This window comes from Deinococcus metalli (assembly GCF_014201805.1).
GTDB lineage: Bacteria > Deinococcota > Deinococci > Deinococcales > Deinococcaceae > Deinococcus > Deinococcus metalli.
Genome location: NZ_JACHFK010000006.1, coordinates 272,112 through 287,165 on the forward strand (window position 1 = coordinate 272,112; position 15,054 = coordinate 287,165).

At 69.7% G+C, this 15,054-nt stretch carries 11 protein-coding genes; 4 read left to right on the forward strand and 7 right to left on the reverse strand.

All coding sequences use genetic code 11. The features are described from left to right. Positions 1–44: 44 nt before the first annotated feature. From treY to proS, 7 genes are all read right to left on the reverse strand, one after another. A complete protein-coding gene (treY, locus tag HNQ07_RS13675) occupies positions 45–2,864 on the reverse strand; it encodes a malto-oligosyltrehalose synthase (protein ID WP_184112790.1) in 2,820 nt (939 codons plus the stop codon). Positions 2,865–2,899: 35 nt separating this feature from the next. Beyond that, positions 2,900–4,711, reverse strand: coding sequence for a malto-oligosyltrehalose trehalohydrolase (gene treZ, locus HNQ07_RS13680; protein WP_184112659.1), 1,812 nt, complete (start codon positions 4,709–4,711; stop codon positions 2,900–2,902). Positions 4,712–4,796: 85 nt separating this feature from the next. Next, a complete protein-coding gene (gene glgX, locus HNQ07_RS13685; RefSeq protein WP_184112661.1) occupies positions 4,797–6,932 on the reverse strand; it encodes a glycogen debranching protein GlgX in 2,136 nt (711 codons plus the stop codon). A gap of 179 nt (positions 6,933–7,111) precedes the next feature. Further along, positions 7,112–7,921, reverse strand: a complete 810-nt coding sequence (locus tag HNQ07_RS13690; protein ID WP_184112663.1) for a hypothetical protein — start codon at positions 7,919–7,921, stop codon at positions 7,112–7,114. A gap of 81 nt (positions 7,922–8,002) precedes the next feature. Next, complete coding sequence (locus tag HNQ07_RS13695; RefSeq protein ID WP_184112665.1) at positions 8,003–8,977, reverse strand: ABC transporter substrate-binding protein; 975 nt, start codon at positions 8,975–8,977, stop codon at positions 8,003–8,005. 88 nt (positions 8,978–9,065) lie between these two features. Further along, a complete protein-coding gene (locus HNQ07_RS13700; RefSeq protein WP_184112667.1) occupies positions 9,066–9,566 on the reverse strand; it encodes a DinB family protein in 501 nt (166 codons plus the stop codon). Positions 9,567–9,933: 367 nt separating this feature from the next. Continuing rightward, complete coding sequence (gene proS / locus HNQ07_RS13705; RefSeq protein ID WP_184112669.1) at positions 9,934–11,424, reverse strand: proline--tRNA ligase; 1,491 nt, start codon at positions 11,422–11,424, stop codon at positions 9,934–9,936. A 111-nt stretch (positions 11,425–11,535) separates the two neighbouring features. On the opposite strand from proS, the gene HNQ07_RS13710 reads away from it, so the two are divergent. The 4 genes from HNQ07_RS13710 to HNQ07_RS13725 all read left to right on the forward strand — a co-directional run bounded on the left by HNQ07_RS13710 (position 11,536) and on the right by HNQ07_RS13725 (position 15,040). Further along, positions 11,536–11,802 carry a DUF2171 domain-containing protein gene (locus tag HNQ07_RS13710; protein WP_184112671.1) on the forward strand — a complete coding sequence of 89 codons (267 nt, stop codon included), beginning with the start codon at positions 11,536–11,538 and terminating at the stop codon, positions 11,800–11,802. Positions 11,803–12,013: 211 nt separating this feature from the next. Next, positions 12,014–12,850 (forward strand): alpha/beta fold hydrolase, encoded by an 837-nt coding sequence (locus HNQ07_RS13715; protein ID WP_184112673.1) that lies wholly within the window; start codon positions 12,014–12,016, stop codon positions 12,848–12,850. Positions 12,851–12,929: 79 nt separating this feature from the next. Further along, the gene (locus HNQ07_RS13720) at positions 12,930–14,858 is read left to right on the forward strand and encodes an alpha-amylase family protein (RefSeq protein WP_184112675.1); all 1,929 of its coding nucleotides are present in this window, start codon (positions 12,930–12,932) and stop codon (positions 14,856–14,858) included. Next, on the forward strand, positions 14,855–15,040 hold the full coding sequence (locus HNQ07_RS13725) for a hypothetical protein (RefSeq protein WP_184112677.1): 186 nt from the start codon (positions 14,855–14,857) through the stop codon (positions 15,038–15,040). Before HNQ07_RS13720 ends, HNQ07_RS13725 begins: the two co-directional genes overlap by 4 nt. The last annotated feature ends 14 nt before the right edge of the window (positions 15,041–15,054 follow it).

Genomic DNA, 15,054 nt, shown 5'->3' on the forward strand with positions numbered 1-15,054 from the left:
GTCCCGTGGGAAGTTCCCCGACATCCTGCACCCCCGCGGGGTGGTCAGCGGCGGAGGAGCAGCGCGGCCGGGAAGTCCTCCAGCACCTTGGCGAGCGGCACCTTGCCGCTGCGGACGCGCAGCCGCTCGCCGGTCAGGGCGTTCACGTACGTGCCGGGGCCGGGCAGGGTCAGCTGCCGCGTGCCCCACGCCTCGCCCAGCGCCCACGGCGTGCGCTCCCGCGTGAGGGTCAGGGTCAGGCGCGGCGCGACCGTCACGGCCACCTGCCCGGCGTGCTCGCGCGCAAAGGCCAGCACGTATTTCCCGGCGTCGATGGCGCGGTAGGTGCCGTGCGCGAACAGCTCCGGGTGGTCTGCCCGTGCCCGCAGGGCCGCCCATGTGATCATGGTCTTGATCTCGCCGGTGGCATAGCGCTCCAGCAGTGCGCGGGCCACGCCCAGGTCGTGCCGGCGTTCCAGGCGGGCCACGCGTCGCGACAGCGTGGCGTAGTCCACCGGGCGGCGGTTGTCCGGGTCGACCAGACTCTGGTTCCAGCCCTCACTGCCCTGGTACGTGTCGGGCACGCCGGGCGCGCTCAGGCGCACCAGGGCCGCGCTGACGCTGTTCTGCGCGCCATACGGGCTGATGCGGTCATGCAGCTCGCGCAGCCGCGCCATGAACGCGGCGTCGGCCAGCAGCGCGGGCACGAAGGCCTCCAGCACCGCCTCGTAGTCCTCCTGGGGCGACGCCCACGACGTGCGGAGTTTGGCCTCGCGCGCCGCCTTGACCATGTACGCCGCCATGCGGGGAGCGAAGTCGTCCGGCAACGCGCCGCCCTCCGCGTCCAGAGGGTACGCGCCCAGCACGGTCTGGAGCAGCACGTACTTGTCCAGCGCGCTGGGCGCGCGGCCCAGTTCCTGATCCTGCGACAGCGCCAGCAGCAGCGGCGCGCTGGCGTTCAGGAAGACCCCCCACGCCTGCGGGATCTCGCTCAGCACGCTGATGCGCGCTCGGGTGTCCTCGCCGCGCTTGGTGTCGTGCGTGCTGGAGGCGAGCATGGCGTGCGGCCAGCGCTCGGCCCGCTGCCGAGCCATGGCGTGGAAGGTGCGCGGCGGCGTGCCGAACAGCGCCGGGTCGCCGCCCACCTCGTTCAGCGACAGCAGCCGGCCGTAGCGGTAGAACGCCGTGTCCTCCGCGCCCTTGGCAGTCACGGGGCCGGTGAGCTGCTGGAACTTCAGGGCGAAGTCCGCGTCGTTCGCCCGCACCCGGCCGTCCGGCGAGTCGAGCGTCAGGACGCCCTCCAGAAAGCCGAACACGCTGGGATCGAGCGGCTGGCCCTCGCGCAGGTTGTGGGCGCGAGCGTCGCGCACGGCGTGGGCGATCTTGGCGTTGTCGCCGCTCTCGCGCTGCCCGTCCGAGCGGATGTAGGTGCGGTACACCGGGAACGACGCGATCACCTCGCGGACGGCGCCGCGCAGCGTGCTCAGCGTGAAGTCCCGCGACCCCAGGTCGGCCTCGGCCAGCGACTCCAGGTGTTCGGTCAGGACATTGACCTCGCCCGGCAGGCTCACGCGCTGGATCAGGTGCTTGCCGCGGTACAGGTGCTCGCCGTAGCTGAGGCGGTCGCCGGTGAAGCGCCGGTAGATGGCGCTCAGGTCGTCCTCGTTGGCGCCGTCCACGAACACGCCGCCCAGCTGCGCCAGGAAGTCGTAGCCGGTCGTGCCGTGGATCGCCCAGGATTCCGGCAGGGTCTCGCCGGGCTCCAGGATCTTCTCAGCGACCACGTACACCGGCAGCTCGGGGCCGCCGGGCACGCCCAGCGCCGCCGCCGCGCCCTCCTGCAGGGCCCGGAAGTAGCCGGCCGGGTCGTACAGGCCGTCGGTGTGGTCGAGCCGCACGCCCTGGAGCACACCGTCCCGCAGCAGCGCGAACAGCGTCCTGTGCGCCCACTCGAACACCCGCCAGTCCTCCATGCGCAGCGCCGCGAGGTCGTTGATGTCGAAGAAGCGCCGGTAGTTGATCTCCTCGGACGCGACCTTCCAGAACGCCAGGCGGTAGTTCTGCTCGGAGATCAGCGCGTCCAGCCGCAGGGGATCGGCGTTCGTCTCGGCAATCGTGGCGTCCAGCGCGTCGCGCATGGGCCTGGAGGCGTCCAGCAGTGCGCCCAGGCGGCGCGTCATGACCTCCATCTCCTGGGCGCGTTCCTCGCGGTCGTCGTCGGTCAGGTCGCGCGCGGTCGAGCGCGGCAGGTTCGCCACACTGCGCGCGATGCTCGCCAGTTCCGCCCGCGTGAGGTCCGCCGTGCGCGCCGGCAGCTTCTCGCTGGCCCCGGTGAGCAGTCCCGCCAGCGACTTCGGTGAGATCGGCAGCCGGCGTTCCCAGTAGCGCAGCGTGAACACCGGGCCGTCGCGCTCCAGCACGAGTTCATGGCGCTCCAACACGCGGCCGTACTGATCTCCCAGCAGCGGCAGCAGCACCTTGCCGTCCAGCGCGCGTTTCAGCGGGCGCCACGAGATGTCGAAGAAATGCGCGTAGCGGCTGGCCTGCCCGTGGGTCAGGACATCCTCCCAGTACGGGTTGTGGCCGCCCTGGATGCCCATGTGGTTCGGCACGAAGTCCACGATCAGGCCCAGGCCCAGCTCGCGCGCCCGTGCGGACAGGCGTTTGAGGCCGCCCATGCCGCCCAGTTCCGGATTCACCTGCGAGTGGTCCGTGACGTCGTAGCCGTGGGTGCTGCCCGGCGTGCTCGTCCAGATGGGCGACAGGTACACGTCGGTCACGCCCAGGCGCTTGAGGTACGGCAACACGCGCCGCGCCGCCGCGAAGTCGAAGTCCCGGTGCAGTTGCAGCCGGTACGTGCTGCCCGGCAGGTGCGCCGTGGGCATGACCGGCGCGTCCGGCGGGGTGGGGGAGGGCGCGCTCACGGCGTCCCCCCCTGGAACAGCGCCGCCTCGCCCGGCCCGAGCGTGCCGGGGCGCGGCAGCGCGTCCGTCACGCCGACCTCGCTGTGCAGCATGACCTGCGCGGGCAGGTCGAGCTTCAGGGCGTCCAGCGCGGCGTCCTCCTGCCCAAGGTTCCACACCAGCAGGCGCTCGCCGGCGTCCGTGCGGGTGCGGACCCACAGCACGTCCAGCACGTTCCCGGCGTGCAGGTTCGTGCGCGACCGCTGGGACAGCACCGGGTCGTCCCGGCGCAGGTGGGCCAGCGTGCGGTACAGCGCCAGCGTGCGCGCGTGGTCGCCGCGCTCCAGCTCGGTCCAGTCGAGTTTCGAGGCCAGGAAGGAGTCCTCGGCCTGCGGGTCCGGCACGCTCGCGCCGGCGAAGCCACTGAAGTACGCGAATTCTTTCTTGCGGCCCTCGCTGACCATGCGTCCCAGCTCGCCGTGGTGGTCGCTGAAGAACAAAAAGGGCGTGTCTGCCGCCCATTCCTGGCCCTGGAACAGCAGCGGCGTCATGGGCAGGGTCATCAGCAGCGTGGCCGCGCCGCGGTACTCCTGCGGCGTCACGTCCGGGTGGTGGTGCAGGCGGTCGCCGACCGCGCGGTTGCCGATCTGGTCGTGGTTCTGGATGCAGTACACCAGGCTGGGCGCCTCCACCAGGTCGGCGGGCTTGCCGCGCTGGTGACGCTCGCCGGTCACGTTCCAGAACTGGCCCTCGTACTTCCAGCCGCGCCGGATGACCTGCGCGAGTTCGGCCGCGCCGCCCTCGAAGCCCCGGTAGTAACCCTCGTGCTCGCGGGTCAGGGTGACGCGCACCTCGTGGTGGAAGTCGTCCGCCCAGATGCCGTCCAGGCCGTACTCGGTGAGCAGCATGGGATCGTTGCGGTGGTCCTCGGCCAGCAGCAGGTGGGTTCCGCCCAGCTGGTGCACGTCCTGCGCGAGCTCTCCCAGGATGTGCAGTTCGCTATCGTCCTGCATGGCGGGCGTGGCGTCCAGGCGCAGGCCGTCGAACCCGTAGTCGCGCAGCCACATGCGGGCGCTGCCGGTGATCAGGCGGCGCATGTGCGGCTCGGCGTAGTCCAGGCCCTCGCCCCACGCCGACTGGAAGCGGTCGGTGAAGTACGCCGGCGAGTACGACTTCAGGTAGTTCCCGTCCGGTCCGAAGTGGTTGTACACCACGTCCAGGAACACGCCCAGGCCCAGGCCGTGCGCGGCGTCCACGAAGGCCATCAGGTCCTCCGGGCGGCCGTAGGGCGCAAAGGGCGCGTACAGGGCCACGCCGTCGTAGCCCCAGCCGCGCTGGCCGGGGAAGGCCGCGACGGGCATGAGCTGCACCGCCGTCACGCCCAGGTCCTTGAGGTACGGTAGCTTGTCCTGGGCGGCGCGGTACGTGCCCTCGGCCGTGAAGGTGCCCACGTGCAGTTCGTAGAACACGCACTCCGACAGCGGCAGGCCGCGCCAGCCGGTGGTCTGCCACGTGTAGGCGTCGGGGTCGATCACCTCGGCCTCGCCGTGTACGCCGTCGGGCAGGAACCGCGCGTAGGGATCGGGCCGGTCCACGCCGTCCAGCATGAAGATGTAGCGCGCGCCGGCGCCTACGGGCAGGACCACCTCGAAGGTGCCGTGACCCAGGGCGTTCATGGGGTACACAGTGCCGTCCACGCGGACATGGGCCAAGGTGGTCGTGGTGGACCACAGGCGGAAGCGGGTGCCGGCGCCGCCCGGCAGCAGGTGGGCGCCCAGGCGCGTCGCGGAGCGGTCCGGGGAACGGTTCAGGTGGGACAGTGGCGTCATGTCGCCTCCTTTGGAAACTCAAGCGGAGCGGGGCGGCACCGTGAGGCCGCCCCGCCCAACCCGTGTGGAGTGAGGGGCGGCGCCGTCAGCTGCGGCGGCAGCGGTAGAGCTTCACGGAGCGGGCCTTGAGGGTGGTTTCCTCGTTGGCGCTTTCCACGCCGTGTGCGGTGTCGTCCGAGGTGTCGAGCAGCAGTTCCCACTCGTTGCAGTCCGCCAGGTCCGGCAGCACGAACGGCAGGTCGATGTGGGTGGCCGAGAGCAGCAGCAGCAGGTGGTCGTCGTGCACCGGTTCGCCGTTGGCGTCCACATCGTCCAGGCCGTCGCCGTCGAAGAACAGGCCCATAGACTGGGTCTGGGGATTGTTCCAGTCCTCGTCGCCCATCTCGCTCCCGTCGAAGCGCAGCCACACCAGGTCGCGCACGTTCTCGCCGCGGATGGTGCGGCCACTGAAGAACTTGCGTCGGTGCAGGCCCGGGTGCGCCTTGCGCAGGCGGATCACCTTCTTGGTGAACGCCAGCAGGTCCTCGTCCAGGCTTGACCAGTCGTACCAACTGATCTCGTTGTCCTGACAGTACGCGTTGTTGTTTCCGCCCTGGGTGCGGCCGAACTCGTCGCCGCCCAGCAGCATGGGGGTGCCCTGCCCGAGCAGCAGGGTCGCCAGGAAGTTGCGGATCTGCCGCTGGCGCAGCGCGTTGATCTCGGGGTCCTCGGTCTCGCCCTCGACGCCACAGTTCCACGTGATGTTGTGGTTGTGGCCGTCGTTGTTGCCTTCCTGGTTCGCCTCGTTGTGTTTCTGCTCGTAGGTCACGGTGTCGCGCAGCGTGAAGCCGTCGTGCGCGGTGACGAAGTTGATGCTCGCGTACGGCTTGCGGCCGTCGCGCTGGTACAGGTCGCTGCTGCCGGTCAGGCGGTAGCCGATCTCGCTGGCAAGCCCGCCGTCACCCTTCCAGAACGCGCGCATGTCGTCGCGGTAGATGCCGTTCCACTCGGCCCAGTTCACGGGGAAGTTGCCCACCTGGTAGCCGCCCTCACCGACGTCCCACGGCTCGGCAATCAGTTTCACCTGCGAGATGATCGGGTCCTGGTGGATGATCGTGAAGAAGCCCGACAGCTGATCGACCTCGTGCAGGCCGCGCGCGAGTGTGCTGGCGAGGTCGAAGCGGAAGCCGTCCACGTGCATGTCCGTGACCCAGTACCGCAGCGAGTCCATGATCAGCTGCAGCGTCTGCGGATGGCGCACGTTCAGCGAGTTGCCGGTGCCGGTGTAATCGAAGTAGAAGCGGGGGTTGTCGGCCACCAGGCGGTAATACGTGGGGTTGTCGATGCCCTTGAAGGACATGGTCGGCCCCATGTTGTTGCCCTCGGCGGTATGGTTGTACACCACGTCGAGGATCACCTCGATGCCCGACTGGTGCAGGGCGCGCACCATCTCCTTGAACTCGTTCACCGCGCCCGCCGGGTTGCCCCGGCGCGCCTCGGCCGAGTAGCGCACGTCCGGCGCGAAGAAGTTCAGGGTCGAGTAGCCCCAGTAGTTGGTCAGGCCCTTGTCGAGCAGGAAGGGATCGTCCACGTGCTGGTGCACCGGCATCAGCTCGATGCTGGTGATGCCCAGTTCGCGCAGGTAGAACAGGATCGGCTCGCAGGCAATCCCGGCGTAGGTGCCGCGCAGCTCGTCGGGCACGAGCGGGTGCGTCATGGTCAGGCCCTTAACGTGCGTCTCGTAGATCACGGACTGGTGGAAGGGCACGTTCGGGCGGCGGTCGCCCCGCCAGTCGAAGCCCGGATCGACCACGATGCCCAGTGGCGTGCCGCGCTGCTCCTTGCGGGCCTTGACCAGGTCGTCCTTGCCGGCCACGTAGCCGAACACGCCCTTGTCGAACTCCTCAGTGCCGTCCAGGGCCTTGGCGTAGGGGTCGAGCAGCACGACCTTGGGGTTGAAGCGCAGGCCCTTTTTCGGGGCGTACTCACCGTACACCCGGTAGCCGTAGCGCTGGCCGGGGCCAATCTCCGGCAGGTAGCCGTGCCACACGAAGGCGGTCTGCTCGGTCAGGCGGTGGCGGGTCTCACGGCCCTCGGCGTCGAACAGGCACAGTTCCACACCGGCGGCATTCTCGGAGTACAGCGCAAAATTCGTTCCCTGCCCGTCCCACGTCGCGCCCAGCGGATACGGCGAGCCGGGGCGGATGCGGGTGGCAGTCTGGGGTCGTTCGATGGTCGTCATGAGGGACTCTCCTCAGGGGCATGGTGGGCCCTGTTCATGGGTGGTCTGGCAGCGGGGCCGCGCACCGGTCATACCGGGCTGACCCCACTTGCGGGAACGCTACCAGACCACCTCCGCCCGAAGCATGGAACCGGATACACGATCAGCTAAAGTATTAACGCCACGTGAGATGTTCCGGTTCAGAACTCGAGGCGGCCACGCGGACCGTCCAGGAACGCCAGTTTTTCCGGCGTCCACAGCTCGTAGGTGTACATCGGGTACTGCCGCTTGAAGCGCCCCACGCGGTCCCACACCTCGCGCGACTCGAAGGGCACCACCAGGATCAGCCGGATCACGCTGTCCTCGGCGTCGTAGATGTAGAAGTCGAAATGGAAGGTCTGCTCATGGCCGCGGTCCGTGAACAGTGGGAACGAGAACGGCCGGTAGCGCCACGCCTTGCGCTTCTCACTCAGCACCCGCGCCGCCACGCGCTTCAGGGCGCTGTCCGCGAAGGTCAGCCGCTCGCCGTCGCGGTCCACGAACACCGCGTCGGGTGCGGGCGCGTCCAGCACCACCCGCTTGAGTTCCGGGAGGGCCTTGCGCACCTTCGGCGGCGCGCGGCGCTCCCCGACCGCTCCGGCCTTCGCGCCCTGGGGCGCGCGGGCGCCCGGCGTCCGGCCCTCGGTCTTCGCCCCGCCTTTCAGGCTCCCGGTGCCGCGCGCGGGGCGGGCACCGGTCGGGTTGCCCTCGCCCGCCGCGCGTTCCCCGGGCTTGCGCCGCGCCGGGTTGGTCGCGCCGGTCCGGCCCCCCGAAGCGGCCGGGCGGCGACCACCACTGCCGGCGCCGGAGCGTCCTGCGGTGCCCTGCGGCGCCGCCGCGCCGCGGGACTCGCCGCTCTGGGCTGCTCGTTCCCGCGCCGGCCGCACGGTGTCACGCGTGACGCCTCCGCGCCCCTGGGCGGTGTTCTTCTTCGGGCCTCGCCCCTTGGTTCCCTTTCTTGGCCCCGTCATGAGCCGCAGTGTACCGGGCAGCGCGTTCCGGCACAGGAACGCCGCGCTCCGCTAAGTCGGAGCGCGGCGTAGGAACCGGACTTACTTGGCGAGGCTGCGGATCACGCTGAGGTCCACGAACTTGCTCAGGTCCGGCACGTCCCGCGCGAAGCCCGCCTCCTTGTTCAGCTGCGCGTACTCGCCCAGGGTGGTGAGGTTGATGTCCCACGTGACCTTGGTGCGCGCCAGGGCCTTGAACAGCTCGGCGGTGTTCGGGCGCTTGCCGGTGAACGCCGCGATCTGATCCGCGATGGCCTTCTGCGCGCCCGCGTTGCTGCTCTGGATGAAGGAGATGGACGCGAGGTGCCCCCTGAGCAGGCCCCTGACCGTGTCGGAGTTCGCGGCGGCGTACTTCGTGTTCACCGTCAGCACGGTGGTCGTGTAGTTCCCGCCGGCCCAGATCGCCTTCTCGTTGGCGACGAGCTTCGCGCCCTGCGTTTCCAGCACGGCGCCCCACGGCTCCTGCACCAGCGCGGCGTCCACCTGCTTGGCGGCGAAGGCGGCGGGCATGTTCGCCGGGTCGATGGGCACGATGGTGACGGTACCGTTCTCGTCGCTGGCTTTCAGGCCGTTCTCGTGCAGCAGGTGGCGCAGGCTGATGTCCTGCGTGCTGCCGCGCGTGGGCACCGCGACCTTCTTGCCGCCCAGCGCCTTGATGGTCCGGATGCCGCTGTCTCCGCGCGCGACCAGCACCGCGCCCGCGTTCGCCGCGCCGGCGATCACCTGGATGGGCACGCCGCGCATGAAGGCGTTCATGGCCGGACCGGGGCCGACATACGCCGCGTCGATGGCGCCCGCCGCGAAGGCCTCGTTGATCTGGCTGCCGTTGGCAAATTCACGCACGACCAGCTTCACGCCGTCCGGCAGGTTCTTCTGGATCAGGCCGCGCTGCACGCCGACCAGCCCGGCCGCGTGCGTGACGTTCGGGAACACGCCCAGGCGCAGCTCCTTCGCCTGCTGCGCGCCGGCACCGGTGATCAGGGAAAGGGTCAGAAGAGAAAGAAGGACTCGCTGCATGCGGCGAAGCATAGCAGAGCAGTTGAGCAAAGTTGTCAACTTGTTCAGGGGTCGGGGACGGGGAGCGCCCGCACCCGCGCCGCCTGGCTCACGCACCATTCGACAGAAGCCGGCGCAGGAGCCGCAGTTGCCCCACGTGGTAGGCAGTGTGGTCCGCGACCAGCAGGAACTCGCGCAGCCACGTCTGCCCGCCGGCCCCCTCGCCGTTGGGCACCACCGCCAGCAGGTCGGTCGCCGGATCGTCCAGCAGGGCAAGCAGCGCGGCCAGGTCCGCCCGGAAGGCGACCACCTGCGCGTCCCACTCCTGCGCGGCCCCGGCTGGGTCGTGCGGCCAGTATGCTGCGGGCCACGCCGCGTGCTCGTAACTGGCGTCCCGGACGAAGTTCAGGATGTCCCGCTGCGTGAAGCGCAGGTGCCACAGGATCTCCGCCGCCGAGTACGGCAGATCATGCACGCGCTCGCCGGCCCGGCCGACGGGGAACCTGTCCAGCACGTCGTCCAGCGTCTCGTGCGCGTTGGCCCGGGTCAGCAGCGCGCGGACGTGGGCGCGCAGGGCGGCGTCGGCCTCGGGGGTGACTCCGGTGGTCATGCCCGACTGTAGACCGTGGCGTGGGCCCGTCACCAGCGGGTCAAGCGGCGGTCACGGCCCGGCGCCTCCGGTGTCCACAGAGGCGGGAGCCGGGACCCCACCGCCTCGCCGGAGGTGCCGTCATGGTCAGGAGTGTCGGGTTCATGCTGCTGTGCGTGATGTTCGCGGGTGCGTACGCCACGGCCCGCGTCAGGTTCGCGCGGATGGGCCGATTCGCAGCCGTCGCTGCGGCAGGGCGTGGTCGTCGGGGCGGGCAGGGCCGTGGAGCGGGTGCCGCCCGTCAGCGCCACGTGTGAAGCGCGGCGCTCTGTCCGGACAGGAGACAACCCGCGTCACCTCCTGTCCGGCGCCCGGTCGCGGGCTGCCCTCAGTACTGCCGGCCGAAGATCACGCGCTTGCCGTACGCGCTGGGTTTGCTGCAGCGCACGCAGGTGCCCTCGCCGCGCTCGCTGAAGAACTCGGCGTCGTCCAGGGGCACGTTGCGGGTGGTGGCCTTGGTGTCGTCCTTGATGGCCTTCTCGCAGTCGGCGTCGCCGCAGTGGTACGCGCGCACCCAGTTGCCATTCTCGATGGCCTGCTTGAAGGCGTCGTAGTCGTCCACCTCCAGGGTGTGCGACCGCAGGTACTCGGTGGCGCGGTCCAGCAGCCAGGTGTGGATGCCGTCCAGGCGAGCGGTCATGCCCGCCACGGCCTCGGCGCGCGGCAGCGTCTCCTTGTCGTCGGCGTTGCGGCTCTTCACGACCACCACGCCGCTCTCCAGGTCACGCGGCCCGAGTTCCACGCGCACCGGCACGCCCTTGAGTTCCCAGTCGTTGTACTTGAAGCCGTTGGTGACGCCGTCGCGTTTGTCCACCCGCACGCGGACGCCCTGGGCGCGCAGCTCGGCGGCCAGCTGTTCGCCCTCGGCGACCATCTCGTCGAAGTTCTCCTTGCGGCCCACGGGAATCACGACGACCTGGATGGGCGCGATGCGGGGCGGCATGATCAGCCCGGCGTCGTCGCCGTGGGTCATGATGATCGCGCCGATGATCCGGCTGGAGATCGCCCACGACGTGGTGTGCGCGAACTCCTCTTTCTGCTCGCGAGTCTGGTACTTCACGTCGAAGGCCCGGCTGAAGTTCTGGCCCAGGTAGTGCGACGTGCCGCTCTGGAGCGCCTTGCCGTCGCGCATCATGCCCTCGATGGAGTACGTGGCGACCGCCCCGGCAAAGCGCTCGGACTCGGTCTTCTCGCCGCGCACCACCGGCAGCGCCAGCACGTCGCGGCAGAACTCGTGGTAGATGTCGAGCATCTGGCGCACCTCGGCCCGCGCCTCGGGTTCGTCGGCGTGCGCGGTGTGGCCCTCGTGCCAGTAGAACTCGGAGGTGCGCAAGAAGGCCTTGGTGCGCAGCTCGGCGCGGAACACGCTGCCCCACTGGTAGTGCAGGAACGGCAGGTCGCGGTAGGAATTCAGCCACCCGGCCCACATGTGCCCGATGATCGTCTCGGACGTGGGGCGCATCACGTACGGTTCGGCCAGCACCTCGGTGCCGATCTTGTTCACCGTGAACAGTTCCGGCGCGAAGCCCTCGACGTGGTCCGCTTCCTTCGTGATGAAGCCCATGGGGATCAGGGTGGGGAAGACCAGCGATTCGTGCCCGGTCGCCTTGAAGCGGTCGTCGAGCCACCGCACGATGTTCTCCCACAGCGCCGAGCCGTAGGGGCGCACGACCATCGCGCCCGCCACCGGGCTGTTGTCGGCCAGATCGGCCTTTTTCACGACCTCGTTGTACCAGTCGTTGAAATCCACACTCTGGGGCGTGACGCCGTACTGCTGCGCCTTGCCGCCCTGTTTGCCCTTGCCGTTGTCCCCAGTCATCGCCCGCCATGATACCGGGACGCGGCGAATGACGGGTCGCTCAAGGTCTGGTAACGCTGGCCTGAACCCGGCCGTCATCTGATCACCACGCGCGGCGCACACACTGCACGCATGACCCAGAACGCCCAGTCCGGAGACATCACCGACCGCATCGCCCAGGACCTGAAGGACCGACTGTCGAAGGACGGCGAGCACCTGCAGGTCAAGGACGTGAACGGCGAGCACGTCGGCACCGTCGATCACCTCGATGGCGACCAGCTCAAGCCCACCAAGACCGATTCGCCCGACGGCCAGCACCACTACGTGCCCCTGTCGCAGGTCGAGAGCATGGACGACGTGGCCGTGTACCTGAATGTGGAACGCGGCACCCTCGCCTGACCTGGCGGGTATCTGCACAGGGCGCGCTCCACCCAATCCGGGTGGGGCGTATTCGCTGTGGGCGTCCCGGCCGGAGCCGGCTCTCTGGCAGCCGTCACGGTTTGCTGAGTCTTCGTGAAGGTGGGGCTCAGCGGGAGCTGACCCGCCGGCTCTACGATGGGCCGGACAGTTTGACATCAAAGTGTCCCTTGCGAACCCAGGAGGTTCACCCATGCCCACGATCCAGACCAGCCACAGCCGTGCCCCCGCCACCGAGATCTACTACGAGTCCTACGGTGAGGGCCGGCCCGTTGTCCTCGTCCACGGCTGGCCCCTGTCGGGCCGCATGTGGGAGGGCCAGATCGACGCGCTGCGTCACGCCGGCTACCGGGTCATCACGTACGACCGCCGCGGCTTCGGCCAGTCCGGCAAGACCGCGACGGGCTACGACTACGACACCTTTGCCAGCGACCTCAAGGACCTGATCGAGGCGCTGGGTCTGGAGGACGTGACGGTGGTCGGCTTCTCGATGGGCGGCGGCGAGGTCAGCCGCTACGCCGGTCTGTACGGCACGCAGCACCTGCGCAGCGCCATGCTGGTCGCGTCGGTCGCGCCGTACCTGCTCAAGACTGCCGACAACCCCGATGGCGGTCTGGGCGAGGCGGACGTGGAGGGCATGGTGCAGCAGGTCGCCCAGAACCGCCCGCAGTTCCTGGCCGGCTTCACGAAGAACTTCCTGAACTGGGACGAGCACGGCGCCGCTCTGGGCGACGAATTCCTGGACTTCGCCGCGTCGATGTACCTGCAGGCCTCGCCCGTCGCCACGCAGGAATGCGTGCGTGCCTTCGGCATGACCGACTTCCGCCAGGACCTGGCGAAGCTGACCGTGCCCACCCTGGTCGTGCACGGTGACAAGGACCAGATCGTGCCGCTGGAGGCGAGCGGCCAGCGCGTGCCGCAGTACCAGCCGAATGCTGAGCTGCACGTCATGAAGGGCGCGCCGCACGGCCTGAACGCGACGCACAACGACGAGTTCAACACGCTGCTGCTGGACTTCGTGGCCCGCTGAACCCACCGCGTTCAGTCGTCATCCGCTGTCCAGTCCACGGTTTGGAACCCGTTCCAGATTTCCCCGTATGCTGGGGGCCATGCTGAATTCAGAGCTGGCAGCTCAGCTCCGGCTGGCCTTCGACGACGACCGCGACGCCGATACCTTTCTCATGCGCCTGGACCGCTACGGGCCGGAACTGGTCGCCAGCCTGCGCGCCGTGTATGGCGACCGCACCGAGGATCTGCTCGACACCCTGATCCCGGTGCTGCTGCACGCCTTCCACACCCGCCCGGCCGACCTGCGGCGCTTGGACGAGGCCCGGCTGCTGCGTCCCGACTGGCTCCAGGGCCCGGACGTGGTGGGCTACGTGGCGTATACCGACCGTTTCGCCGGCACGCTGAGGGGCGTGGGCGAGCACCTCGACTACCTCCAGGGCCTGGGCGTCACCTACCTGCACCTGATGCCGCTGCTGCGCCCCCGCGACGGCGAGAACGACGGCGGCTACGCCGTGCAGGACTACCGCGCGGTGCGGGATGACCTGGGCACCATGGACGACCTCTCCGCGCTGGCCCGCGACCTGCGCGGCCGGGGCATCAGCCTGGTGCTCGACCTCGTGCTCAACCACGTGGCGCAGGAGCACGAGTGGGCCGCCAGGGCGCGGGCCGGCGACCCGGCGTACCGCGACTACTTCTACCTGTACCCCGACCGCACGCAGCCCGACGCCTTCGAGCGGACGCTGCCGGAGGTCTTCCCGGACTTCGCGCCCGGCAACTTCACGTGGAACGGCGACGCGCAGGCGTGGGTGTGGACGACCTTCAACACCTACCAGTGGGACCTGAACTGGAGCAACCCGGCGGTGTTCCGTGAGTTCGTGGACATCATCCTGCACCTCGCCAACCGCGGGGTGGAGGTCTTCCGCCTGGACGCCATCGCGTTCATCTGGAAGCGGCTGGGTACCGACAGCCAGAACCAGCCGGAAGTGCACTGGCTCACCCGCGCGCTGCGGGCGTGCGCGCGCATCGTGGCGCCCGCCGTGGCCTTCAAGGCCGAGGCGATTGTGGCGCCCGCCGACCTGATCCACTACCTGGGCACCGGCGACCACCACGGCCGTGTGAGCGACATGGCGTACCACAACTCCCTGATGGTGCAGATCTGGAGTTCGCTGGCGTCCCGCGACGTGCGCCTGATGACGGCCGCGCTGCGCGCGTTCCCGCCCAAACCCACCAACACCACGTGGGGCATGTACGTGCGCTGCCACGACGACATCGGCTGGGCCATCAGCGACGCGGACGCCGCGCGCGTCGGCGTGAACGGCGCCGGGCACCGGCATTTCCTGTCGGACTTCTACAGCGGCGAGTTCCCCGGGTCCTTCGCGCGCGGCCTGGTGTTCCAGTACAACCCGCAGACCGGCGACCGGCGCATCAGCGGCAGCGGCGCCAGCCTCGCGGGCCTGGAAGCCGCGCTGGACGCCGGCAACCCCACGTGGACCGAGCACGCCGTGCGCCGCATCCTGCTGTCCCACGCCGTGATCCTGGGCTTCGGCGGGGTGCCGCTGCTGTACATGGGCGACGAGCTGGCCATGCTCAACGACTACACCTACGCCGACACCCCCGAGCACGCGGCCGACAACCGCTGGGTGCACCGCCCCCGCATGGACTGGCCCAGCGCAGGGGCCGTGCAGGCCGATCCGTCGACGCCCGCCGCACAGGTGAACGCCGGGCTGCGCCACCTGATCGAGGTGCGCAAGACGTTGCCGCACCTCCACGCCAGCGTGGAATCCGAGGCGCTGGACAGCCCCGATCCGTGCGTGCTGCTGCTGCGCCGCGACCATCCCGCCGGCCGGTTCCTGGGCGTGTACAACTTCAGCGAGCACCGCATCCAGTTTCCGTCGTACGCCCTGCGCGACCACGTGGGCGAGTTCGCGCTCGACCACCTGACCGGCAGCGGCTTCAGCCTGTACCGCCCGACCATCACGCTCGATCCCTTCCGCGCCCTGTGGCTCACGCCCACCCACATGACCATATGAGCCGCCCGCACCGGCCCCGCGTGCCCACCGAGGCCCTGCTCGACGCGGCCCGCCGCGCCTCCGAGCGCCTGACGCACCTGTCCCGCGACCCGGACGTGCGCCGCGAGGCCGGCAACGTCGCGCAGGCGGTGGCGAAGCTGCTGGAGGCGATCCGGAAGGCCGGGCAGACGCCACAGCGGTAGGGGAGCGCGGCCTG

Bases quoted from the DNA above. Each gene is read 5' to 3' on its own strand.
- HNQ07_RS13700 (WP_184112667.1), bottom strand. From the start codon at position 9,566: ATGACCACCGGAGTCACCCCCGAGGCCGACGCCGCCCTGCGCGCCCAC.
- HNQ07_RS13725 (WP_184112677.1), top strand. From the start codon at position 14,855: ATGAGCCGCCCGCACCGGCCCCGCGTGCCCACCGAGGCCCTGCTCGAC.
- HNQ07_RS13710 (WP_184112671.1), top strand. From the start codon at position 11,536: ATGACCCAGAACGCCCAGTCCGGAGACATCACCGACCGCATCGCCCAG.
- proS (WP_184112669.1), bottom strand. From the start codon at position 11,424: ATGACTGGGGACAACGGCAAGGGCAAACAGGGCGGCAAGGCGCAGCAG.
- HNQ07_RS13695 (WP_184112665.1), bottom strand. From the start codon at position 8,977: ATGCAGCGAGTCCTTCTTTCTCTTCTGACCCTTTCCCTGATCACCGGT.
- treY (WP_184112790.1), bottom strand. From the start codon at position 2,864: ATGCCCACGGCGCACCTGCCGGGCAGCACGTACCGGCTGCAACTGCAC.
- HNQ07_RS13690 (WP_184112663.1), bottom strand. From the start codon at position 7,921: ATGACGGGGCCAAGAAAGGGAACCAAGGGGCGAGGCCCGAAGAAGAAC.
- treZ (WP_184112659.1), bottom strand. From the start codon at position 4,711: ATGACGCCACTGTCCCACCTGAACCGTTCCCCGGACCGCTCCGCGACG.
- HNQ07_RS13720 (WP_184112675.1), top strand. From the start codon at position 12,930: ATGCTGAATTCAGAGCTGGCAGCTCAGCTCCGGCTGGCCTTCGACGAC.
- HNQ07_RS13715 (WP_184112673.1), top strand. From the start codon at position 12,014: ATGCCCACGATCCAGACCAGCCACAGCCGTGCCCCCGCCACCGAGATC.
- glgX (WP_184112661.1), bottom strand. From the start codon at position 6,932: ATGACGACCATCGAACGACCCCAGACTGCCACCCGCATCCGCCCCGGC.